The following is a 21,432-nucleotide window of genomic DNA, read 5'->3' as shown; positions in this document are numbered from 1 at the left end:
ATAAGGGGGCGCAATGTCACTTTCATCACCGGGCGTACATCTGTTTTATCACTCGCGCTGGCAGGATACGCGCGAGCTTGATGAACTGTGCTGGGGGCTGGAAGAGCAGGGCGTTCCTTGCCGGACAATCTGTTGCGACGAGCATGAGTGCGCGCTGGCCCTCAGCACGCTGGCGGCTAAAAGCTCAACGCTACGCGTGGGTCTCGGCCTCAGCGCCACTGGTGATATTGCCCTAACCCACGCCCAGTTACCCGAGGATCGGGCGCTGGTCCGTGGGCATATCGCCGCCGGGGCTGCAATGATCCGCACGCTCGGCGCCAATGCTGGCCAACTGGTCAAAGTGCTTCCCTTTAGCGAGATAAAATAAATGTACCGCATCTATACCCGAACCGGTGATAAAGGCACGACCGCGCTGTTTGGCGGCAGTCGTATCGACAAAGACGACATCCGCGTTAACGCCTACGGTACGGTGGATGAACTGATTTCCCAGCTTGGCGTCTGCTATGCCAGCTCGCGCCAGGCAGAATTACGCCAGGATCTGCATGCCATCCAGAAGATGCTGTTTGTGCTGGGGGCGGAACTCGCCAGCGATGAGAAAGGTCTCGCCCGCCTAACGCAGACGATTAACGCCGAGGATATTCAGGCACTGGAGCAGCTTATTGACCGCAATATGGCGCAGAGCGGCCCCCTGAAAGAATTTGTCATTCCGGGGAAAAATCTGGCATCGGCACAGTTACACGTGGCGCGCACCCTGGCACGGCGGCTGGAGCGGATCCTCATCGCGATGGACAGAACGCTAACGTTACGCGATGAACCCAAGCGTTATATCAACCGGCTGTCGGATGCGCTGTTCTCAATGGCGAGAATTGAAGAAACTACTCCAGATGTTTGCGCTTAAACTGGCTGGCGTCGATGTCGTACTGCTTCATCTTACGCCACAAGGTGGTGCGACCAATATTCAGCAGTTGCGACATCTCCTGTACCCGTCCGCTGGTGACGCGGGCGGCGTGGATAATCGCCTCTTTTTCGATAGCGGTAAACGTCAGGCTGGCTGGCAGCAGGGAAGACGCGGTCTCCAGACCGGGGCGCTCAGCAAACAGATAATCCGGTAAATTACTCAGCCGAATATGCCCGTTATCGCTACTGATGGCGATGTTTTCGATAATGCTGTTCAGCTCAAAGTCATTGCCCGGCCACGAATAAGCCACCAGTTGTGCCAGCGCGTCATCGTCGATCTTCAGGCTGTATGAAAAGCGTTTTTTCAGGCTATTCAGTCGCGTATAAATCAGCGAGGGAATACTGTTACGCCGCGCGCGTAGCGGCGGGATAACAATCTCAAAAGAGTGCAGCGCGTAATACAGCTGGCGGCTAAAGCGGTTTTGCTCCACCAGGTTAGCGAGATCAACCGTAGTGGTGGCGATCACTTTCACATCCACCGGAATCAGCCGACGGGCATCAAGACGGGTTAACACTCCCTGCTTGATCACCTGTAACAGCGCGGATTGCAGCTCCGGCGCCAGATACTCAATTTTCTCCAGAAACAGCGTGCCGCCGTTCGCCAGCTCAAGGCGGCTCAACCGACCATTTTCATCATCGGTGGGCGCACTGCCCATAAAATCCTGCCCCAGCACGCTGTTGGCATACAGCTGACAGTTCACGGCGATATACGGCCCGCTGGCGCGTTCGCTTTCATTATGAATGGCCTGGCTCAGCAGCTCTTTCCCGACGCCCTCTTCCCCACACAGCAGGATCGGGAAACTCCCCCTTGCCGCCTGGCGACCAAAATGGATCAAGCGTCGGGTTTCAGGATCGTCCGTCGACATCTGCTCAAAGGTGTGGCTCACCTTCCCAAGCTGGCTGGTCATCAACTGACGCATTTGCTCCACCGGATGCAGCAGCAGGATAAAGCTGTTGCCCTGCTCCTCAACAATCGGCTTCAGGGTGATGACGGCGTCAACAAACTGGTGCTGGCTTTCAAAGGTGACTTCGACGTGATTCAGACCGCGGGCATGTTTAATTGCCCGACGCAGCAACATGGGCAAATTGAGCAGGTCATGAATATTTTTCCCCTGGCTGGCCTGCGCGTCGAGATGCAAAAGCAGCGCTGCGCGCGCATTGAGGAACTGCAACACCCCCTGCTCGTTCCAGGCCATCACGCCATCATCCATGCTCTCCAGCAGCCCGTACATCTGGTTCAGATGGCGGTTGGATTCTGCCAGCAGGCTGTCGGTCAGCAATGAATTGCCGACTTCTCTGGCAATCGCCAGCGTCAGGGATAAATCAGAAACCGACTCATGCTCTACCAGACAACATAATGAGATGGAGCCAAACAGACGCCCATGGTTATCGAACACCGGCGTCGAGCAGAACGACCACGGATGCAGCGCCTGTTTAAAGTGCTGAGCGCCAGAGGTTTTTGTCGGCTGGCCCGGCATCGTCGCCAGCGACAGCGCACAACTGCCGATAATGCTTTCCGCGCAATAGCTACCGTCGCGAAATCCAAGCTCCGCCAGCTGTTCTATCGTCTGCGGATCGCCGCAACGACTGAGAATACAGGCCGATTCATCCAGAATCAGCAGCGCGCACGGACGGCCGTCCATAAACTCCCAGGCATCTTCCAGCGCGGCCTGCGCAATCGTGAGCAGCGCCGTCTTACGACGACAAATCGACTCAAAGGTCAGCCCCTGCGCCTGATGCGGTGCCTGCCAGGTTTCCCGCTGCATGAACTTGCTGCAACGATGCCAGGACTGGGCGAGAACCGAAGAGACTTCCTGCCCGATGCTATGCGTATGCGCCGTCATATCCATTTCCGCTGTTTTACCATAGACAACCCCTCCGGCAGAGACTGTCAGAGGGGAAGAAAATGCTGAAAAGATTTACCGATGCCCGATTAACGCGCCAGCCACTGCTGTCCCAGCAGGTCTGCCGTCAAAATAGCGGCATGTACGCTTTCAGGCGTCACCGGGAATGGCATATTGTGAATGGTTTCACCTTCTGCGCAGGTGGCTTTAGCCACGGCCATAATCTTGCCGTCAATGTCGTCTTTCACGCCCATTTCCGCTAACGTTACCGGCAGGCCCACTTTCTGACAGAAATTCAGCACGGTTTCGATCTCTTCCATCGGGCTGTTCTGCAGCACCAGCTGCGCCAGCGTACCAAAGGCGACTTTTTCGCCGTGGTACAGATGGTGGCACTCTTCCAGAATCGTAAAGCCGTTATGGATGGCATGTGCCCCCGCAAGTCCGCTACTTTCAAAACCGATACCGCTGAGGTAGGTGTTGGCTTCGACAATACGTTCCAGCGCATCGGTCACCACGCCAGCCTGGGCAGCTAAGCGTGCCTTTTCGCCTTCCGCCAGCAGGGTATCATAGCACAGGCGCGCCAGGCTCAGCGCCGCCACGGTGGACTGCCCGCCCGCCATGCTGGTCGCTCGGGCGTCATAACAGGCTTTCGCTTCAAACCAGGTCGAGAGCGCATCGCCCATCCCAGCCACCAGCAGACGTACCGGCGCTTTGGCAATAATTGCGGTATCCATCACCACCATATCCGGGTTTTTCGGGTAGATCAGATACTCTTCAAATTCACCCGCTTCGGTATAGATAACGGACAGCGCGCTGGTTGGCGCATCGGTTGAGGCGATGGTCGGGATCACCACTACCGGCAGCTTCTGGTAATAACCAATTGCTTTGGCGGTATCTAACGTTTTCCCGCCACCAATCCCAACCACGCCGCGGCAACCGTGTTTTTTCAGAATGGCAATCAGGCGATTAATTTCAACATGGCTGCATTCACCGTTGAAGCGTTCCGCGTGGCAGCTAATGTCATGGCTGTGCAGGCCATTGAGTACCTTCTCTCCCGCCAGCTTCATGACGAAGTCGTCCGCAATCACGAAAAAGCTGTCCGCCAGATTTTTAGCGTATTGACCAAATAAGGTAGAAGCGTCAGGACCCTGGAGATATTTGGCTGGAGATTGAATAACTTTTAGCATTCCTTTCATCCTCAAATAAGTACATGTTTTTACATGGTGAGCCCTGGCGTTAACCCGTTTAGCCTGATGTTGACGGCGAAAACGGACGTACCGGAGCGATGTAATAACTGTATGGCGAGGCGTGCACAAAAAAATCTTTCGTCATTTTGTTCTGATATGAAACAGATAAAAATGACACACGTTTCATATTGGAACACTTAACCACAAAAATAATAAGGTTTGCGATCCCGATCCGCTCCTTTACCGCGAAATCACCGACAAACACGAAGATAAATTCCCCCAACTACGCGCCATCCTGCGTAAAAACCCGCAAAAAAAGGCTGACAGCGCCGTGTGGCCTGCTCTCATCGCAGGATAAAAAAGTGGAGCGAGGTCGCATTGTGATGATTTCCCGCCTAATTAAGTTTCATTTCGGAACAAAAAACAGCAATCACGTTTCGTAATGAAACTCATTTTCGCGTTGTTTTTTTCCATGCTGACTTCGCCAGAATCTCTCCATTGCCTCCGCACCATGAACATGCATTCGGGGGTTTGTCTTACACTCAACCTCGAGGAGCCGTTATGTCTCAATTCTTTTTTAATCAACGCCCCCATCTCGTTAGCGACGTGATCGACGGGACAATTATCGCCAGCCCGTGGAATAACCTGGCGCGTCTGGAGAGCGATCCGGCCATTCGCATCGTGGTTCGCCGCGACCTTAACAAAAATAATGTGGCGGTGATCTCCGGCGGTGGTTCAGGGCACGAACCCGCGCACGTTGGGTTTATCGGCAAAGGTATGCTGACTGCGGCGGTCTGCGGCGACGTGTTCGCCTCCCCGAGCGTGGATGCAGTACTAACCGCTATTCAGGCAGTGACCGGTGAGGCCGGCTGTCTGTTGATCGTGAAGAACTACACCGGTGACCGTCTTAATTTCGGCCTCGCCGCAGAAAAAGCGCGACGCCTTGGCTACAACGTTGAAATGCTGATAGTCGGTGACGACATCTCCCTGCCGGATAACAAACACCCACGCGGCATTGCGGGAACCATCCTGGTGCATAAAATCGCTGGCTATTTCGCTGAACGCGGCTACAACCTCGCCACCGTCCTGCGTGAAGCGCAGTATGCAGCCAACAACACTTTCAGCCTGGGCGTCGCCCTCTCCAGCTGTCATCTGCCGCAAGAAACCGACGCCGCCCCGCGCCACCATCCAGGTCATGCAGAGCTGGGTATGGGTATTCATGGCGAACCGGGGGCCTCGGTTATCGATACGCAAAACAGTGCGCAGGTGGTCAACCTGATGGTGGATAAACTACTGACGGTCCTGCCTGAAACCGGCAGAGTGGCGGTGATGATTAACAATCTTGGCGGCGTGTCCGTTGCCGAAATGGCCATTATCACCCGCGAACTGGCAAGCAGTCCGCTGTACCCGCGTATCGACTGGCTGATTGGTCCGGCCTCGCTGGTCACCGCGCTGGATATGAAAGGATTCTCACTGACGGCCATCGTGCTCGAAGAGAGCATCGAAAAAGCGCTGCTGACCGAAGTGGAAACCAGCAACTGGCCGACTCCCGTCCCACCGCGTGAAATCAGCTACACGCCATCATCGCAGCGCAGCGCGCGTGTGGAATTTCAGCCCTCAGCCAACGCGCTGGTCGCCGGGATTGTGGAGCAGGTCACCGCAACGCTTTCCGATCTGGAAGCACATCTCAACGCGCTGGATGCCAAAGTCGGCGATGGCGATACGGGTTCAACCTTTGCCGCTGGCGCGCGTGAAATTGCCAACCTGCTGCAGCGTCAGCAGCTTCCGCTGGATGACCTTGCCACGCTGTTCGCGTTGATTGGCGAACGTCTGACCGTGGTGATGGGCGGTTCCAGCGGCGTGCTGATGTCTATTTTCTTTACTGCCGCAGGGCAGAAACTGGAACAGGGAGCTAACGTTGCCGAAGCGCTGAATACGGGTCTGGCGCAGATGAAGTTCTACGGCGGCGCAGACGAAGGCGATCGCACCATGATTGACGCCCTGCAACCCGCACTGACCTCACTGCTGGCGCATCCGCACAACCTGCATGCCGCCTTTGACGCCGCGCAAGCCGGGGCCGAACGAACCTGTTTGTCGAGCAAAGCCAATGCGGGTCGCGCATCGTATCTGAGCAGCGAAAGCTTGTTGGGTAATATGGACCCCGGCGCGCATGCGGTAGCGATGGTGTTTAAAGCGCTGGCGGAGAGTGAGTTGAGCTAAGCCATAAATGCCGGATGTGTTTCTCTTATCAGGCCTACGGAGCACACGCTGCTGTAGGCCGGATAAGGCGCTTGCGCCGCCATCCGGCAAAAAATGCCTGATGCGCTTCACTTATCAGGCCTACGGAGCACACGCTGTTGTAGGCCGGATAAGGCGCTTGCGCCGCCTTCCGGCAAAAAATGCCTGATGCGCTTCACTTATCAGGCCTACGGAGTGCACGCTGCTGTAGGCCGGATAAGGCGCTTACGCCGCCATCCGGCAGAACGTTAACGATAAACGCGGATGCCGCCCTCGACGCCGCGGCTAAACAGTACCTGCCAAAGCTCAATATCTCTGGCGCGAAAAGCCCCGGCGCAGGCGCATAAATAGTAATTAAACATTCTTCTGAAGGTGGCGGAGTAACGTGAAGACAGCTCCGGCCATGCCTGATTAAAACGCTCGTGCCAGGCCATCAGCGTTTTATCGTAATCGCTGCCAAAGTTATGCCAGTCTTCCATCACAAAGCGTGACTCGCTGGCCTCGGCAATATGCGAAATCGCTGGTAAGCAACCGTTAGGGAAAATGTATTTATTGATCCACGGATCGACGCTCATCCCCTTTTTGTTGCTGCCAATAGTATGCAGCAGGAACAGCCCGTCCGGTTTTAAACAACGGTCGGCGATGCTGAAATAGGTGTCGTAGTTTTTCGGCCCAACGTGTTCGAACATCCCCACGGAGACAATGCGATCGTAGTGTTTATCGAGGTCACGATAATCCTGCAGCAGAATGTTAACGTCCAGTCCTTCACAGCGCTGTTGCGCCATTTTCTGCTGCTCTTTAGAGATAGTGACGCCTTCTACCGCCACGCCATAATGACGCGCGGCATATTCCGCCAGCCCGCCCCAGCCACAACCAATATCGAGTAAACGCATACCCGGTTTGAGTTGTAACTTCTCACAAATCATTTTTAATTTGGCATTTTGCGCATCGTCTAATGTGGTCGCGTCTTTCCAGTAACCACAGGAATATTGCATATGCGGATCCAGCATCAGCGCAAAAAGATCGTTCCCAATATCATAATGCTCTTTACCGACAATCCACGCGCGGCTCCGCGATTGCAAATTAAACAGGCGGGCGCTGGCAATGCGTAAAATATCTTTCAGATTACCCGGCATTTGCTGGTCGAGTTTTGCTTTGAGGATTTTGCAAAACAGAATATCGAGCCGCTCGCAATCCCACCAGCCTTCCATATAGCTTTCACCAAGCCCTAACGAGCCTTGTTGCAATACCCGCTTAAAGAAACCGGCATGATGAAGTTGAATGTCCCAGGCACGGGTGCCATTAATCTGGATATCCGCTTGCGAAAGCAGCTCTTTTCCCATTCGGGTCCAGTTATCATTTGTTTCATTGACGATGACAGCATCTGAACAAAGCGTGTTCATGGTATTTACCAAAAGTGGGCTAGAAATTCTTACGCAAGATTATTATGGAAAACAGAGTGTATGTATTATGATCTGCGGACAAGATCTATCGAGCAGCGGACACATCACCGGGAGCATTGACGATTCATTTATGGAAACTCTCGCGCAAAAACAGTGGAATTCGTTCCCCGATAACTCCATGGCGGAGCTGCCGCAGGACGTATACTTCCGTTCTTATGTCCTGGAAGCCAACCACCATGTTCCGCAGCATTCGCACTCTTTTATGCAGTTTCATTTCGCCCGTAAAGGCAGCATGCGTATTGATGTCGCCGGCAAATGCTGGATAATCCCGGCGCATTATGGAATCTGGATCCCGAATAATATTGAGCATGCGGTCTGGGCACTGGATGATGTGTATTTAGAGAATCTGGACATTAAGCCTGGTTTTCTTGAAGAGAGCATCAATGAATGTAAAGTGGTGGCGATCAGTGATTTCGCCAGAGAGTTTATTCATTACGCCACAAATTTAATTTCGGGCCATTATGATAGCCAGTCAAAAGAGGGCAAGCTGGTCAGTGTTCTGGTTGATATTATTCTACAGCTACCGGAAGTCGCTTTTGTATTACCCTGGCCGCAGGATCGCGAATTAACCAAAGTATGCCGGACAATTCAGGAATCCCCGGCCCTGGAGCACTCAGTAGAATACTGGGCGCAGCATCTGGGCATGTCAGCCCGTACCTTTTCACGGCATTTTAAAAAAGAAACCGGATTACCTTTCAGCGTCTGGAAGCAAAAAATGCGTATTCTGGAATCGGTATTAATGCTGAAGAAAAATAAAAGCATAACCACCGTGGCGCTGGATGTGGGGTATTCGAGCACCGCGGCATTTAGCTATGCCTTTCGCCAGGCGTTTGGCGTACCGCCATCGAATTACTGATTAACGGCGTTGATGCCAGTAAGCCGTTGCGCGCACCAGTTGCTGATCGAACGCCTCGGTTTCAAAGCGAGCGCTGAGGTTTTTTACCACCTTGCCTTCGCCGGTAATCCAGATGAAATAATCGTCCGTGGGCACGTTCAGTTGCGATAAATATTCATCCACCGCCTGTTCGTCATGGCCAATAAACCACTGAATAGCAAACTCGTCGAGATGGGCAAAATAGTCCTGATACGCCGCATCCTGCACGCTTACCAGAGCCGTTACGTTCGGGCGTACCGCTAAACGGCTGAGCGACTCCAGACGTCGGCGCAGCGCGGGCATGCCTGATTCATCACACACGTAAACCTGATACGCATAATCCTCTGGCACCACCAAAGAACCGCGCGGTCCACCGATCGTCAGCTTGTCACCCTCGCGAGCATTCATCGCCCATGAGCTCGCCACGCCACCGTCATGAATATAAAAATCCAGCGCCAGCTCATGGCGCGCTTCGTCATACAACGGCGTGTAGTCCCGGGAGAGCGGACGCACACCCTCGGCCCAGACAATGCCTTCATCGGTGACAACAGGCGGCACGAAATGGCTGCCCGGTTCCGGGAAAAAGACCTTGGTATGGTCATCAAAGCCGTGCGAGCTAAAACCGTCCAGCGCGTCACCGCCCAGTACGATACGCTGAAAGCCCACGCTAACACGTTCAACGCGCAGGACGGTAAGTTCACGGAAGCGCAGTTCATTGCGAACGCGCTGCGGGTAGCGTGAAGTGTTTTTTGTCATTTTTTCGCCTTCGTGAAGATAATACGATATATCTAAATTTATTTTCAAATGATAATGATTGCTAATCAAAAAGATTGCAAGCACTTTTTTGATATAGTCATCTTGTGATAGCCCGCTATCGCATTCATTAAAAAATAGACAATAATCAATGCATTAAACAAAATAAATTTTACAGGCTTGCATGAAAACAATATTTAGATATAAATTAGATATATCTAAATAATATCAGGAGACGATGATGCAAAACCATCATGAAGGTTGCTGTAAACAGACAGAGCACCAACACGAAGGCTGCTGCAAGGGTGAAGGACATCACCACGAAAGCCGCCACAGTGAGCACCATGCAGGTTGCTGCAAAGGTGAAGAGCATCGCCACGAAGGCTGTAATAAAGAACATCACCACGAACAGGGGTGCGGGCACCGCCACGGTCGCGGCGGAGGTGGTGGTCGTCGCCAGCGCTTCTTCGGTCACGGAGAATTACGCCTGGTGATTCTGGATATCCTGACCCGCGACGCCAGCCACGGCTATGAACTGATTAAAGCGATTGAAACCCTGACTCAGGGTAACTACACCCCGAGCCCTGGCGTTATCTATCCGACGCTGGATCTGTTGCAGGATCAGGCACTGATCGCCATCAGCGACGAGGAAGGCGGGCGTAAGCAGATTGCCATCACGACTCAAGGTCTGCAGTGGTTGGATGAGAACCGCGAACATCTGGAACATATCCACCAACGTATTAAAGCCCGTTGTGTGGGTTTTGAATTACGTAAAAATCCACAGATGAAACGCGCACTGGAGAACTTTAAAGCCGTGCTGGACCTACGCGTCAATCATGGCGATACCAGCGAGGCGCAGATCAAAAAAATCATTGGTATTATCGATCGCGCCGCGCTGGATATTACGCAGTTAGATTAATCTGCGCAGCAGGCGGAACCCGTGTGCCCGGCGTTACGCCTGCGGTTGTTAAGATTAATGCAGCACCGTGACCGCATCTTCCAGACGACCCGCGCGATGTTTCACCATCGCGGAAATCTGGGCGCTCTTTTCTACCAGTTCGGCGTTTTTCTGCGTAATGCTGCTCAGTTCATTGACCGCGCGAGTCAGGCTGGAAAGACCATCAGACTGTTCCAGCGTTGAGTGGCTGATTTGCGCGATCAGTTGAGTGACGTTTTGCACCTGCGCCACAATATCGTCCATCGTGCGCCCCGCGGCGTGTACCTGATCGGAGCCGGACTGCACCTTATCGGCGCTGGCATCAATCAGCTTGCGGATATCATTGGCCGCACTGGCGCTACGACTGGCAAGGTGACGCACTTCTCCCGCCACCACCGCGAACCCTTTCCCTTGCTCGCCCGCCCTCGCAGCTTCAACGGCGGCGTTCAAGGCCAGAATATTGGTCTGGAAAGCAATATCGTTAATCAGCGTGGTAATGGTGCCGATCCGCTGAGTGCTGTTGGCGATATCGTCCATGGTTTTGATGACGGTATCCATCGCCTCGCCGCCGTGCGTTGCCGCGTTGCTGGCGGCGATCGAGAGTTTGTCGGCTGCAGCGGCGGTCTCAGAGTTTTGTTTCACCGACGCCGCCATCTGATTCATGGTGGTCACCGTTTCCTGCACATTCTCTACGGTCTGCTGCGTATGCTTGGTCAAATCATCACTGCCTTTCGCCAGCGTTTCGCTGTCGCTACGCACACAACTCACCTGGCTGGAAACATCATGGATGAGCCAACGGCACATTAACCCCAGTTGCCCCACCGCTCGCAGCATCAAACCCAGTTCATCGCTGCGGTTAAGATGCGACACGCTGTTGCGCTCACCGGTCGCCACTTTCAACGCCTGACGAGCGACATTCTCGATGGGACGCACAATTTGCCATTCGAAAATAGCCGTCCCCAGCAGCATTACCAACGCACTCATCAACAGTAACGGCCATTCGCCGCCCATTTGCTGCAATGCGGTCGCCAGTACCACAAACATCAATGCCATCACGCTGCGTACCCGCCAGCGAATCGGCAGTGCCGGGAGTTTACCCAGCCAGCCTTTGCGTACCACCAAACCTTTATGAACACGTCGGTTGCAACGTCCTTCATTCAGCGCTTTATATAAAGGCTCTACCGCCGCAATCTCTTCGTCAGTTGCCCGGGTACGAATCGACATGTACCCGGTCACTCGCCCTTCCCGCACCATCGGCACCGCGTTGGCCCTCACCCAGTAGTGATCGCCATTCTTACGCCGGTTTTTCACAATGCCGCTCCATGGCTCACCCTGTTTGAGGGTGTACCACATATCCGCAAACGCCGCTTTTGGCATGTCCGGATGACGAACCAGGTTGTGCGGCTTATCGAGCAATTCATTCAGTTGATAGCCGCTGACCTGGACAAAGGTATCGTTCGCATGAGTGATATAGCTTTCTAAATCGGTGGTGGACATGAGGGTGATATCATCATCCAGCGGTGTATTTTGCTGACTAACGTAGGGATGAGAAGACATGGTTGCGTCCTGTGCAGGTTATCTGGTTGTTAACTCTTTCGGCTTATGTTATTTCGGCGATAATTTTTTTATCTTTAGTTGTTAAATTTGATTTAGATCGCAATTTGCGATTAAACCTCAAAATTTGTACGCATTCTAATTCATTGATTTAAAATACTTTCATTAAGCAACTATTCAATTACACATCTTCCCCCGCACCGTCACAGTGCAAATATTGCCCATTTTTAGGGCAAATACGCGTTTATTCTTTCTGTTTTCAGGTGCCAAATCTGGGCAAAATGCCAGCAAATGTTAAATACTGGCATTAAATGTTGCACAAATAAGATGTTTCCTGGTGTTTATCCCGATTTTTGCTAAGCGCGCCGGAATGGCGCAATCCCTGCAATACTTAAATCAGTATCATGTGATACGCCAGCTCCGGGAGCATATTTTGAACAGGTTACCTTCCAGCGCATCGGCCCTGGCCTGCAGCGCACACGCACTGAATCTCATCGAAAAGCGCACGCTTGATCATGAGGAAATGAAATCATTAAACCGAGAGGTGATTGAGTACTTTAAGGAGCATGTCAATCCGGGGTTCTTAGAGTATCGAAAATCTGTAACTGCAGGCGGGGATTACGGAGCCGTAGAGTGGCAAGCGGGAAGCCTTAATACGCTTGTCGACACCCAGGGACAGGAGTTTGTTGATTGCCTGGGTGGTTTTGGCATTTTCAACGTGGGGCACCGTAATCCAGTCGTGGTTTCCGCCGTACAGAACCAACTCGCGAAACAACCTCTGCACAGCCAGGAGTTACTTGACCCGTTGCGGGCCATGCTGGCAAAAACCCTCGCCGCCCTGGCGCCCGGTAAACTGAAATACAGTTTTTTCTGTAACAGCGGGACCGAGTCGGTTGAAGCCGCCCTGAAGCTGGCGAAAGCGTATCAATCGCCGCGCGGTAAATTTACATTTATTGCCACCAGCGGCGCATTCCATGGTAAATCCCTGGGCGCGCTGTCCGCCACGGCGAAATCCACCTTCCGTAAACCCTTTATGCCGCTGCTGCCGGGATTCCGCCATGTGCCGTTTGGCGATATTAACGCGATGCGTACCATGCTCAGCGAGTGTAAAAAGACCGGTGATGACGTCGCCGCCGTGATCCTTGAGCCGATTCAGGGTGAAGGGGGCGTGATCCTGCCGCCGCAAGGGTATTTAACCGCCGTGCGTAAACTTTGCGATGAGTTTGGCGCGCTGATGATCCTTGACGAAGTGCAGACCGGCATGGGACGTACCGGCAAAATGTTCGCCTGCGAACACGAAAACGTGCAGCCCGATATTATGTGTCTGGCAAAAGCGTTGGGCGGCGGCGTGATGCCGATTGGCGCAACCATTGCCACCGAAGAGGTGTTCTCGGTGCTGTTCGATAATCCTTTCCTGCATACCACGACGTTTGGCGGCAACCCGCTCGCTTGTGCGGCGGCATTGGCCACCATTAACGTCCTGCTGGAGCAAAATTTACCGGCTCAGGCAGAGCAGAAAGGCGATATGTTGCTGGATGGTTTCCGCCAGCTTGCGCGGGAATACCCGGATCTGGTGCACGATGTACGCGGCAAGGGCATGTTGATGGCGATTGAGTTTGTCGATAATGAAATCGGCTATAACTTTGCCAGTGAGATGTTCCGCCAGCGGGTGCTGGTCGCCGGGACGCTGAACAATGCCAAGACGATCCGCATCGAACCGCCGCTAACGTTAACGATCGAGCAATGCGATCTGGTGTTGCGATCAACACGCAAAGCCCTGGCAGCATTACGGGTGAGCGTGGAGCAGATGTAATACATGTCGGATGGCGCTGCGAGTATCTGGCCTACGAAAGTGTGTCCTTTTGTAGGCCGGATAAGGCGTAGCCGACATCCGGCAAATTCGTTCTCTGACCCCACTCCTTTTTTGAATCCCATCACAATCACGGCATTCCCCTTTTCCCTTTTACGCTGCGACGGCTAAATTATTAACTCATCCGACCACATAACAATAATTTTACATACTGGACACTTTTATGAGCTATCCGTCGCTGTTCGCCCCGCTCGATTTAGGCTTCACCCGGCTTAAAAACCGCGTGTTGATGGGTTCAATGCACACCGGGCTGGAGGAATATCCCGACGGCGCAGAACGGTTGGCCGCGTTCTATGCCGAACGTGCGCGTCACGGCGTGGCTCTGATTGTGACCGGAGGCATTGCGCCAACGTTATCCGGAGTGGGTATGGAAGGTGGCGCGGTGCTGAACGATACCAGCCAGCTCGCGCACCATCGCGTGATTACCGATGCCGTGCATGACGAAGGCGGCAAAATCGCTCTGCAAATCCTGCATACCGGGCGTTACAGCTATCAGCCGCATCTGGTGGCGCCTTCAGCCATTCAGGCCCCCATCAACCGCTTTACACCGCATGAACTGACACACGATGAAGTGCTGCAGTTGATTGAGGATTTTGCCCACTGCGCACAGCTGGCGCGAGAAGCGGGCTACGATGGCGTGGAAGTGATGGGCTCGGAAGGGTATCTCATCAACGAATTCCTGACCCTGCGCACCAATCAGCGTGACGACGAATGGGGCGGTGAATATGCCAACCGCATGCGTTTTGCCGTCGAGGTGGTACGGGCAGTACGCCAGCGTGCCGGCAATGACTTTATTATTATCTTCCGCCTGTCGATGCTTGATCTGGTAGAAAACGGTGGCACCTTCGAGGAAACCGTCCAGTTGGCGCAGGCTGTAGAAGCCGCAGGCGCAACCATTATCAACACCGGTATTGGCTGGCACGAGGCGCGTATTCCCACCATCGCCACCCCGGTGCCGCGTGGCGCATTTAGCTGGGTGACGCGCAAGCTGAAAGGTCATGTGACGATCCCCCTGGTTACCACCAACCGCATTAACGATCCTAAAGTCGCCGATGACATTTTGGCCCGTGGCGATGCCGATATGGTGTCGATGGCCCGCCCGTTCCTCGCCGACGCTGAACTGCTGTCAAAAGCGCAAAGCGGACGAGCGGATGAGATCAATACCTGTATCGGTTGCAACCAGGCCTGCCTGGATCAGATCTTCGTCGGCAAAGTCACCTCTTGCCTGGTGAATCCACGCGCCTGCCATGAAACCAAAATGCCGATCGTGACAGCCACTGTGCCGAAAAATCTGGCGGTTGTCGGCGCGGGTCCTGCGGGCCTCGCTTTTGCCATTAATGCCGCCGCGCGCGGGCATCACGTGACGCTGTTTGACGCCCATGGCGAGATTGGCGGGCAGTTTAATATCGCCAAACAGATCCCCGGCAAAGAAGAGTTCTATGAAACCCTGCGCTACTACCGTCGGATGATCGACGTGACGGGCGTGACGCTGAGACTGAACCACGTTGTCACCGCGCGCGATCTGGAACCCTTTGATGAAGCGATCCTCGCCAGCGGGATCGAACCACGTATGCCGCCGATCGCGGGGATCGATCATCCGAAAGTGCTGAGCTATCTCGACGTCCTGCGCGATAAAGCGCCGGTGGGCAAACGCGTCGCAATCATTGGCTGCGGCGGGATCGGTTTTGATACCGCCATGTATCTGAGCCAGCCCGGCGATCCCACCAGCCAGAACATTGCGGAGTTCTGTGTGGAATGGGGGATTGACACCAGCCTGCAACAGCCTGGCGGATTACGCCCGGAAGGTCCGCACCTATCCCGCAGCCCGCGTCAGATAGTGATGTTGCAGCGCAAGGCCAGCAAACCGGGGCAAGGTTTAGGTAAAACGACGGGCTGGATCCATCGCGCCACCCTGCTCTCACGCGGCGTGAAAATGATCCCGGCAGTCAGTTACCAGAAGATTGATGATGATGGACTACACGTTGTGTTGAACGGTGAACCGCTGATCTTTAACGTAGATAACGTGGTGATTTGCGCCGGACAAGAGCCACGCCGTGAGCTGGTCGAACCGCTCCACGCGGCAGGTAAAACAGTGCATCTGATCGGCGGCTGCGATGTGGCGATGGAACTGGATGCCCGACGCGCCATTGCGCAAGGCACCCGACTGGCGCTGGAAATTTAACGTCATGTCTTTCGTAGGCCGGATAAGGCGTTAGCCGCCATCCGGCACACGCAATTAACGACGACGACCTAATTTCACCGATTTAAGAATCACAAACTTATTATTCGTGGCGATGGTCTCGCAGTTACCGAAAATCTTCTTCAGCTTGTGGAAGTAGTCGAGGTGACGGTTCGCCACAATATACAGCTCACCGTTAATCTTCAGGCAGCGGCGGGCGTGATGGAACATCTCCCAGGCGATATTGTCGGTCAACGCGTGCTTCTGATGGAACGGCGGGTTGCACAGCACGGCGTTAAAGCGGAACGGCTCAACCCCGGACAGCGCGTTGTTGATCATAAACTCGCAGCGGTCCAGCGCCTCAGGCATGTTGCTTTCGACGTTCAGACGACTTGACGCCACCGCCATCGGCGATTCATCAACAAACACCACGCTGGCTTGCGGGTTTTTCTCCAGCAATGTCAGGCCAATCACGCCATTCCCACAGCCGAGATCGACAATCTCCCCTTCAAGATTTGAAGGCAGGTGCTCGATGAAGAAGCGTGCGCCAATATCCAGCCCGGTGCGAGAGAAGACGTTGGCGTGGTTATGGATAGTCCAGTCGGTGCCTTCCAGTTTCCAGCTCAGCGTTTGCGAAGCAGCGGCCAGTTCAGGTTTGCTGAACGTACAGTTGATCAGACGGGCTTTTTTCCACGCCAGCGTAGTGGTGGTTGGACCCAACACCTTTTCAAACAGCTCCAGCGTCGAGGTATGAATGTCGCGTGCTTTCGCTCCGGCAATAATCCGCGTTTGCGGCGTCACCACTTCACGCAGCGCGCGCAGCTGTTGCTCCAGCAGCGCCATGGTTTTAGGAATTTTAATCAGCACCACGCCCGGCGCCTGCGGATAGTCAGCGGTGCTGTCGAGAAACTTGACGCTCGATTCGACGATATCGTTGTGACGCAGGTTCTCGCGCGTGGCAAGTTCGCTGAGGTAGGAGTCGCCAATGCTGTACGGCGTATGTTCCGCCAGCGCGCAACCCAGCGCGCCAAAGGTATCATTCAGGATCAGCACCGGGCCGCTAATCTCGGTATCGTCCAGCTGTTGCAGCAGATATTCATCCGCCGCTTCCCACGCCTGCAGCGGGTTAACGTCGTCCGTCTCCGGGAAACGTTTAAGTGACAGCGAACGGAAACCGTTGTCTATGTGGCTCATCGGCCCTCCTGAATGGTAAAATTTCGGCATATCCCTGAAAAGGGTGCGTGAGTATACACTTTTTATGATTTGCGTGGACATTAATGAACCAACTAACTTACCTCCAGGGCTATCCTGAGCACTTACTCGCCCAGGTTCGAACCTTGATTAGCGAACAGCGTCTGGGCGCAGTGCTGGAGAAGCGCTATCCGGGCACGCATGACTTCGCGACCGACAAAGCGCTCTGGCAATATACGCAAGATCTGAAGAATCAGTTCCTGCGTAACGCTCCGCCGCTGAATAAGGTGATGTACGACAGCAAGATCCACGTCCTGAAGAATGCATTGGGACTGCATACTGCCGTTTCTCGCGTGCAGGGCGGCAAGCTAAAAGCCAAAGCAGAGATCCGCGTGGCGACCGTTTTTCGCAATGCCCCGGAACCCTTCCTGCGAATGATCGTGGTCCATGAACTGGCGCATCTGAAAGAAAAAGAGCATGACAAAGCGTTTTACCAACTGTGCTGTCATATGGAACCTCAGTATCATCAACTGGAGTTCGATACCCGCCTGTGGTTAACGCAACAATCGCTAAAGCAAAGTGCGTAGTCGCGCACTGGCTTTGTCTTCAAGGCATGCTAAATTGACGAAAGGATCCCTTTTAGCAGCCTGAAGGCCTTTATGATACGTTTCGCAGTAATTGGCACAAACTGGATCACTCGCCAGTTTGTCGATGCCGCCCATGAAACCGGCAAATATAAGTTAACCGCGGTTTATTCCCGCAGTCTTGAGCAGGCACAGACCTTCGCTAACGATTATCTCGTCGAGCACCTGTTTACCTCGCTGGAGGCGATGGCCAACAGCGATGCGATTGACGCCGTCTACATCGCCAGCCCAAACTCCCTGCACTTCCCGCAAACAGAGCTATTTTTGCAGCATAAAAAGCATGTCATTTGCGAAAAACCGCTGGCCTCAAACCTGGCGCAAGCCGAAGCCGCTATCGCCTGCGCGCGCGAAAATCAGGTGGTGCTGTTTGAAGCATTTAAGACCGCCAGCCTGCCTAACTTCCTGCTGTTGCAGCAAGCTTTACCCAAAGTGGGCAGAATCAGGAAAGCGTTTATCAATTACTGCCAATACTCCTCGCGTTACCAGCGTTATCTTGACGGTGAAAATCCGAATACGTTTAATCCGGCGTTCTCTAACGGTTCGATTATGGATATCGGCTTTTACTGCCTGGCCTCAGCGGTTGCGTTGTGGGGAGAGCCGCTGAGCGTGCAGGCCAGCGCCAGCCTGCTGGAAAGCGGTGTGGATGCCCACGGCGTGGTCGTACTGAATTACGGTGATTTCAGCGTCACACTCCAGCACTCCAAAGTCAGCGACTCGGTATTAGCCAGTGAAATTCAGGGCGAGTCGGGTTCGCTGGTTATTGAACATATCTCTGAGTGTCAGAAAGTGTGCTTCATTGCGCGTGGTGGCAAAACGCAGGATCTTACGGTGCCTCAGCATATCAATACCATGCTGTATGAGGCAGAGGCTTTTGCTCAGCTGGTTGAATCTGGTGAAGTGGATCATCCGGCACTGAACGTCAGCCGTATTACCGCCAAACTGCAAACGGAAATTCGCCGTCAGACCGGCGTTGTTTTCCCGGCAGACGAAACGGCGACATCGCTGACTGCGTAAAGGTATGTAAAACAAATGTTGCAGGCCATTGACTGCATGCATGGCCTGTAATATTTTGTAACCCGCAAAGGGGAGTAACTTCGTTGTCGGTTGATCGTCATTACGATGTGTGAAAAACCACATCCGGTCACCGGGCGATAACAAAGGAATACGCTATCGTATTCCTTTGTTGTTGTAAGTGAGACCTTGCCGAATGGCAAGGTCTATGCATAAAAAGCAGCGGCTAACGTCATTCGGCGTTGGCCGTTTTTTTATGCATGGGGGAATTATGAATACTGTCGGCACACCGTTGTTGTGGGGCGGCTTCGCTGTTGTGGTGGTGATTATGTTGGCCATCGACCTGCTGCTGCAGGGTCGTCGTGGCGCACATACCATGTCGATGAAACAGGCGGCGGCCTGGTCCATCGTCTGGGTAACGCTGTCGTTACTGTTTAACGCCGCATTCTGGTGGTACCTGGCCCAAACGCAGGGCCGCGCTGTTGCCGACCCACAGGCGCTGGCGTTCCTTACCGGCTATCTGATCGAGAAATCACTGGCGGTAGATAACGTCTTTGTCTGGCTGATGCTGTTCAGCTACTTCTCGGTACCGCCTGCGTTACAGCGTCGGGTACTGGTGTATGGCGTACTGGGCGCGATTGTACTGCGTACGATTATGATCTTCGCCGGTAGCTGGCTTATCACCCAGTTTGAATGGCTGCTGTACGTGTTCGGCGCGTTCCTATTGTTTACCGGCGTGAAGATGGCGCTGGCGAAAGAAGATGCTTCAGGAATTGGCGATAGACCGTTAGTCCGCTGGCTGCGTGGTCATTTACGCATGACCGATACCATCGAAGACGAAAAATTCTTCGTGCGTAAAAATGGACTGCTGTTCGTCACGCCGCTGATGCTGGTGTTGATTCTGGTTGAGCTGAGCGACGTCATTTTTGCCGTCGACAGCATCCCGGCAATTTTCGCCGTCACCACCGACCCGTTCATCGTGTTGACCTCGAACCTGTTTGCTATTTTGGGTCTGCGTGCGATGTACTTCCTGCTGGCTGGCGTGGCGGAGCGTTTCTCCATGCTGAAATACGGCTTGTCGGTCATTCTGGTGTTTATCGGCATTAAGATGCTGATCGTCGATTTCTACCATATCCCGATCGCTATCTCGTTAGGCGTGGTGTTCGGTATTCTGTTCGTCACGCTGGTCGTGAATGCGTGGGTCAACCACCAGCACGATAAAAAGCAGCAAATACAGTAACTTTCATCTGCTAGCTGAAAAAGCCCGACAGCACACTGCGTGCGTCGGGCTTTTTGTTTATCATGTCAAAATAATGTTAAGTTAAAGTTATAAAATATGATCTGAGCGCAAAAATCAGGAGATTTCGCTTCCCGAGAGTTCATCTTTCCTTATACTCAACCAGGCAAACACTTTGTTACATCCAGAAAGATGCGTCATCAGAATGCACACTGGATGAGCAACAACACAATGAAAGGATCATTACATGACTACGCAACGTTCATCGGGGCTGCTCTCGCGTTTGGCGCAGGGGAGCCTGGTTAAACAAATTTTGATCGGTTTAGTACTGGGGATATTGCTGGCGCTGGTGTCAAAACCTGCTGCAGAAGCCGTCGGGCTGTTGGGTACGCTGTTCGTTGGCGCATTAAAAGCCGTGGCCCCTATTCTGGTCCTGATGCTGGTTATGGCGTCCATCGCCAACCACCAGCACGGACAAAAAACCAATATCCGTCCAATCCTGTTCCTTTATCTGCTGGGAACGTTTTCCGCAGCATTAGCGGCGGTTGTCTTCAGCTTCGCGTTCCCGTCCACACTGCATCTTTCCAGCAGCGCCAGCGATATCGTGCCGCCATCCGGGATTGTCGAAGTCATGCGTAGCCTGCTGATGAGCATGGTTTCTAACCCGATTGATGCTCTGCTTAACGCCAACTATATCGGCATTCTGGTATGGGCCGTCGGCCTGGGCTTTGCGCTGCGTCATGGGAATGAAACGACCAAAAATCTGGTCAATGATATGTCCAACGCCGTCACCTTTATGGTGAAGCTGGTGATTCGTTTCGCGCCGATCGGTATTTTCGGTCTGGTCTCCTCTACGCTGGCAACCACCGGTTTTGCCACGCTTTGGGGCTACGCTCAGCTGCTGACCGTGCTGGTAGGCTGTATGCTGCTGGTGGCGCTGGTGGTCAACCCGCTGCTGGTGTTCTGGAAAATTCGCCGTAACCCGTATCCACTGGTGCTGGCCTGTCTGCGTGAAAGCGGCGTGTATGCCTTCTTTACCCGCAGTTCCGCGGCAAACATTCCGGTAAATATGGCGCTGTGTGAGAAGTTGAATCTGGATCGTGATACCTATTCGGTTTCTATTCCGCTGGGGGCCACCATCAATATGGCGGGGGCGGCGATCACCATTACCGTGCTGACGCTGGCGGCGGTGAATACGCTGGGTATTCCGGTCGATTTACCGACAGCACTGTTACTCAGCGTGGTGGCTTCGCTGTGCGCCTGTGGCGCATCGGGCGTGGCGGGTGGTTCGCTGCTGTTAATCCCGTTGGCGTGCAACATGTTTGGTATTCCAAATGACATCGCCATGCAGGTGGTTGCCGTTGGCTTTATCATCGGCGTGCTGCAGGACTCCTGTGAAACGGCATTAAACTCTTCTACAGACGTCCTGTTCACCGCTGCTGCCTGTCAGGCAGAAGACGAACGCCTGGCAAACAACGCCCTGCGCGGCTAAT

Annotated in this window: 17 protein-coding genes; 11 read left to right on the top strand and 6 right to left on the bottom strand. The window is 53.7% G+C overall.

Annotation, left to right across the window (positions count from 1 at the left end; genetic code table 11):
- The first annotated feature begins 13 nt into the window (after nt 1–13).
- Together ACVXHP_RS09805 and ACVXHP_RS09800 are read left to right on the top strand one after the other, a co-directional pair.
- Nucleotides 14–367: a glycerol dehydratase reactivase beta/small subunit family protein gene (locus ACVXHP_RS09805; protein WP_200009080.1), complete on the top strand. Its 354-nt coding sequence runs from the start codon at nt 14–16 to the stop codon at nt 365–367.
- Nucleotides 368–898 carry a cob(I)yrinic acid a,c-diamide adenosyltransferase gene (locus tag ACVXHP_RS09800; protein ID WP_042311088.1) on the top strand — a complete coding sequence of 177 codons (531 nt, stop codon included), beginning with the start codon at nt 368–370 and terminating at the stop codon, nt 896–898. It begins immediately after the preceding gene.
- Here the strand turns inward: ACVXHP_RS09800 and dhaR are convergent.
- Together dhaR and ACVXHP_RS09790 are read right to left on the bottom strand one after the other, a co-directional pair.
- A complete protein-coding gene (gene dhaR, locus ACVXHP_RS09795) occupies nt 876–2,801 on the bottom strand; it encodes a dihydroxyacetone kinase operon transcriptional regulator DhaR (RefSeq protein ID WP_070083109.1) in 1,926 nt (641 codons plus the stop codon). The two genes, ACVXHP_RS09800 and dhaR, sit on opposite strands and share 23 nt — an antisense overlap.
- Before the next feature lie 89 nt (nt 2,802–2,890).
- A complete protein-coding gene (locus tag ACVXHP_RS09790) occupies nt 2,891–3,988 on the bottom strand; it encodes a glycerol dehydrogenase (RefSeq protein WP_007372185.1) in 1,098 nt (365 codons plus the stop codon).
- A 561-nt stretch (nt 3,989–4,549) separates the two neighbouring features.
- Between ACVXHP_RS09790 and ACVXHP_RS09785 the strand changes: the two genes are divergently transcribed.
- Complete coding sequence (locus ACVXHP_RS09785; RefSeq protein ID WP_447571353.1) at nt 4,550–6,208, top strand: glycerone kinase; 1,659 nt, start codon at nt 4,550–4,552, stop codon at nt 6,206–6,208.
- A 266-nt stretch (nt 6,209–6,474) separates the two neighbouring features.
- On the opposite strand, the gene cfa is transcribed toward ACVXHP_RS09785, so the two are convergent.
- Complete coding sequence (cfa, locus tag ACVXHP_RS09780) at nt 6,475–7,629, bottom strand: cyclopropane fatty acyl phospholipid synthase (RefSeq protein ID WP_200009082.1); 1,155 nt, start codon at nt 7,627–7,629, stop codon at nt 6,475–6,477.
- Between the two features lie 67 nt (nt 7,630–7,696).
- Here cfa and ACVXHP_RS09775 point away from each other — a divergent pair, with 67 nt between their 5' ends.
- Complete coding sequence (locus ACVXHP_RS09775) at nt 7,697–8,545, top strand: helix-turn-helix domain-containing protein (protein ID WP_200009083.1); 849 nt, start codon at nt 7,697–7,699, stop codon at nt 8,543–8,545.
- On the opposite strand, the gene ACVXHP_RS09770 is transcribed toward ACVXHP_RS09775, so the two are convergent.
- On the bottom strand, nt 8,546–9,319 hold the full coding sequence (locus ACVXHP_RS09770; protein WP_447571352.1) for a siderophore-interacting protein: 774 nt from the start codon (nt 9,317–9,319) through the stop codon (nt 8,546–8,548).
- Nucleotides 9,320–9,554: 235 nt separating this feature from the next.
- Between ACVXHP_RS09770 and ACVXHP_RS09765 the strand changes: the two genes are divergently transcribed.
- Nucleotides 9,555–10,235: a PadR family transcriptional regulator gene (locus tag ACVXHP_RS09765; protein ID WP_316129293.1), complete on the top strand. Its 681-nt coding sequence runs from the start codon at nt 9,555–9,557 to the stop codon at nt 10,233–10,235.
- Between the two features lie 54 nt (nt 10,236–10,289).
- Here ACVXHP_RS09765 and ACVXHP_RS09760 read toward each other — a convergent pair whose 3' ends face one another.
- Nucleotides 10,290–11,810, bottom strand: a complete 1,521-nt coding sequence (locus ACVXHP_RS09760; RefSeq protein WP_447571351.1) for a methyl-accepting chemotaxis protein — start codon at nt 11,808–11,810, stop codon at nt 10,290–10,292.
- A gap of 430 nt (nt 11,811–12,240) precedes the next feature.
- Between ACVXHP_RS09760 and ygjG the strand changes: the two genes are divergently transcribed.
- Both ygjG and ACVXHP_RS09750 read left to right on the top strand, forming a co-directional pair.
- Nucleotides 12,241–13,620, top strand: coding sequence for a putrescine aminotransferase (gene ygjG, locus ACVXHP_RS09755; RefSeq protein WP_167371260.1), 1,380 nt, complete (start codon nt 12,241–12,243; stop codon nt 13,618–13,620).
- A 220-nt stretch (nt 13,621–13,840) separates the two neighbouring features.
- Nucleotides 13,841–15,859: an oxidoreductase gene (locus ACVXHP_RS09750; protein ID WP_447571350.1), complete on the top strand. Its 2,019-nt coding sequence runs from the start codon at nt 13,841–13,843 to the stop codon at nt 15,857–15,859.
- Between the two features lie 54 nt (nt 15,860–15,913).
- Here ACVXHP_RS09750 and rlmG read toward each other — a convergent pair whose 3' ends face one another.
- The gene (gene rlmG / locus ACVXHP_RS09745; RefSeq protein WP_447571349.1) at nt 15,914–17,050 is read right to left on the bottom strand and encodes a 23S rRNA (guanine(1835)-N(2))-methyltransferase RlmG; all 1,137 of its coding nucleotides are present in this window, start codon (nt 17,048–17,050) and stop codon (nt 15,914–15,916) included.
- A gap of 83 nt (nt 17,051–17,133) precedes the next feature.
- Here rlmG and ACVXHP_RS09740 point away from each other — a divergent pair, with 83 nt between their 5' ends.
- The 4 genes from ACVXHP_RS09740 to sstT all read left to right on the top strand — a co-directional run bounded on the left by ACVXHP_RS09740 (nt 17,134) and on the right by sstT (nt 21,431).
- A complete protein-coding gene (locus tag ACVXHP_RS09740) occupies nt 17,134–17,634 on the top strand; it encodes a M48 metallopeptidase family protein (protein ID WP_042311118.1) in 501 nt (166 codons plus the stop codon).
- A 72-nt stretch (nt 17,635–17,706) separates the two neighbouring features.
- Complete coding sequence (locus ACVXHP_RS09735; RefSeq protein ID WP_447571348.1) at nt 17,707–18,705, top strand: Gfo/Idh/MocA family protein; 999 nt, start codon at nt 17,707–17,709, stop codon at nt 18,703–18,705.
- A 268-nt stretch (nt 18,706–18,973) separates the two neighbouring features.
- A complete protein-coding gene (locus tag ACVXHP_RS09730) occupies nt 18,974–19,942 on the top strand; it encodes a TerC family protein (RefSeq protein WP_316129288.1) in 969 nt (322 codons plus the stop codon).
- Between the two features lie 244 nt (nt 19,943–20,186).
- Nucleotides 20,187–21,431 carry a serine/threonine transporter SstT gene (gene sstT / locus ACVXHP_RS09725; protein WP_200009098.1) on the top strand — a complete coding sequence of 415 codons (1,245 nt, stop codon included), beginning with the start codon at nt 20,187–20,189 and terminating at the stop codon, nt 21,429–21,431.
- Nucleotide 21,432: the final 1 nt, after the last annotated feature.

The organism is Citrobacter freundii complex sp. 2025EL-00176, assembly GCF_053309355.1.
The sequence above is the reverse complement of the archived record's forward strand: the minus strand, read 5'-3'. Positions and strand labels throughout refer to the sequence as shown.

Excerpts from the sequence above, each read along its gene's own strand:
- ACVXHP_RS09805 (WP_200009080.1), top strand. The coding sequence starts at position 14 with ATGTCACTTTCATCACCGGGCGTACATCTGTTTTATCACTCGCGCTGG.
- ACVXHP_RS09800 (WP_042311088.1), top strand. The coding sequence starts at position 368 with ATGTACCGCATCTATACCCGAACCGGTGATAAAGGCACGACCGCGCTG.
- dhaR (WP_070083109.1), bottom strand. The coding sequence starts at position 2,801 with ATGACGGCGCATACGCATAGCATCGGGCAGGAAGTCTCTTCGGTTCTC.
- ACVXHP_RS09790 (WP_007372185.1), bottom strand. The coding sequence starts at position 3,988 with ATGCTAAAAGTTATTCAATCTCCAGCCAAATATCTCCAGGGTCCTGAC.
- ACVXHP_RS09785 (WP_447571353.1), top strand. The coding sequence starts at position 4,550 with ATGTCTCAATTCTTTTTTAATCAACGCCCCCATCTCGTTAGCGACGTG.
- cfa (WP_200009082.1), bottom strand. The coding sequence starts at position 7,629 with ATGAACACGCTTTGTTCAGATGCTGTCATCGTCAATGAAACAAATGAT.
- ACVXHP_RS09775 (WP_200009083.1), top strand. The coding sequence starts at position 7,697 with ATGATCTGCGGACAAGATCTATCGAGCAGCGGACACATCACCGGGAGC.
- ACVXHP_RS09770 (WP_447571352.1), bottom strand. The coding sequence starts at position 9,319 with ATGACAAAAAACACTTCACGCTACCCGCAGCGCGTTCGCAATGAACTG.
- ACVXHP_RS09765 (WP_316129293.1), top strand. The coding sequence starts at position 9,555 with ATGATGCAAAACCATCATGAAGGTTGCTGTAAACAGACAGAGCACCAA.
- ACVXHP_RS09760 (WP_447571351.1), bottom strand. The coding sequence starts at position 11,810 with ATGTCTTCTCATCCCTACGTTAGTCAGCAAAATACACCGCTGGATGAT.
- ACVXHP_RS09750 (WP_447571350.1), top strand. The coding sequence starts at position 13,841 with ATGAGCTATCCGTCGCTGTTCGCCCCGCTCGATTTAGGCTTCACCCGG.
- rlmG (WP_447571349.1), bottom strand. The coding sequence starts at position 17,050 with ATGAGCCACATAGACAACGGTTTCCGTTCGCTGTCACTTAAACGTTTC.
- ACVXHP_RS09740 (WP_042311118.1), top strand. The coding sequence starts at position 17,134 with ATGAACCAACTAACTTACCTCCAGGGCTATCCTGAGCACTTACTCGCC.
- ACVXHP_RS09735 (WP_447571348.1), top strand. The coding sequence starts at position 17,707 with ATGATACGTTTCGCAGTAATTGGCACAAACTGGATCACTCGCCAGTTT.
- ACVXHP_RS09730 (WP_316129288.1), top strand. The coding sequence starts at position 18,974 with ATGAATACTGTCGGCACACCGTTGTTGTGGGGCGGCTTCGCTGTTGTG.
- sstT (WP_200009098.1), top strand. The coding sequence starts at position 20,187 with ATGACTACGCAACGTTCATCGGGGCTGCTCTCGCGTTTGGCGCAGGGG.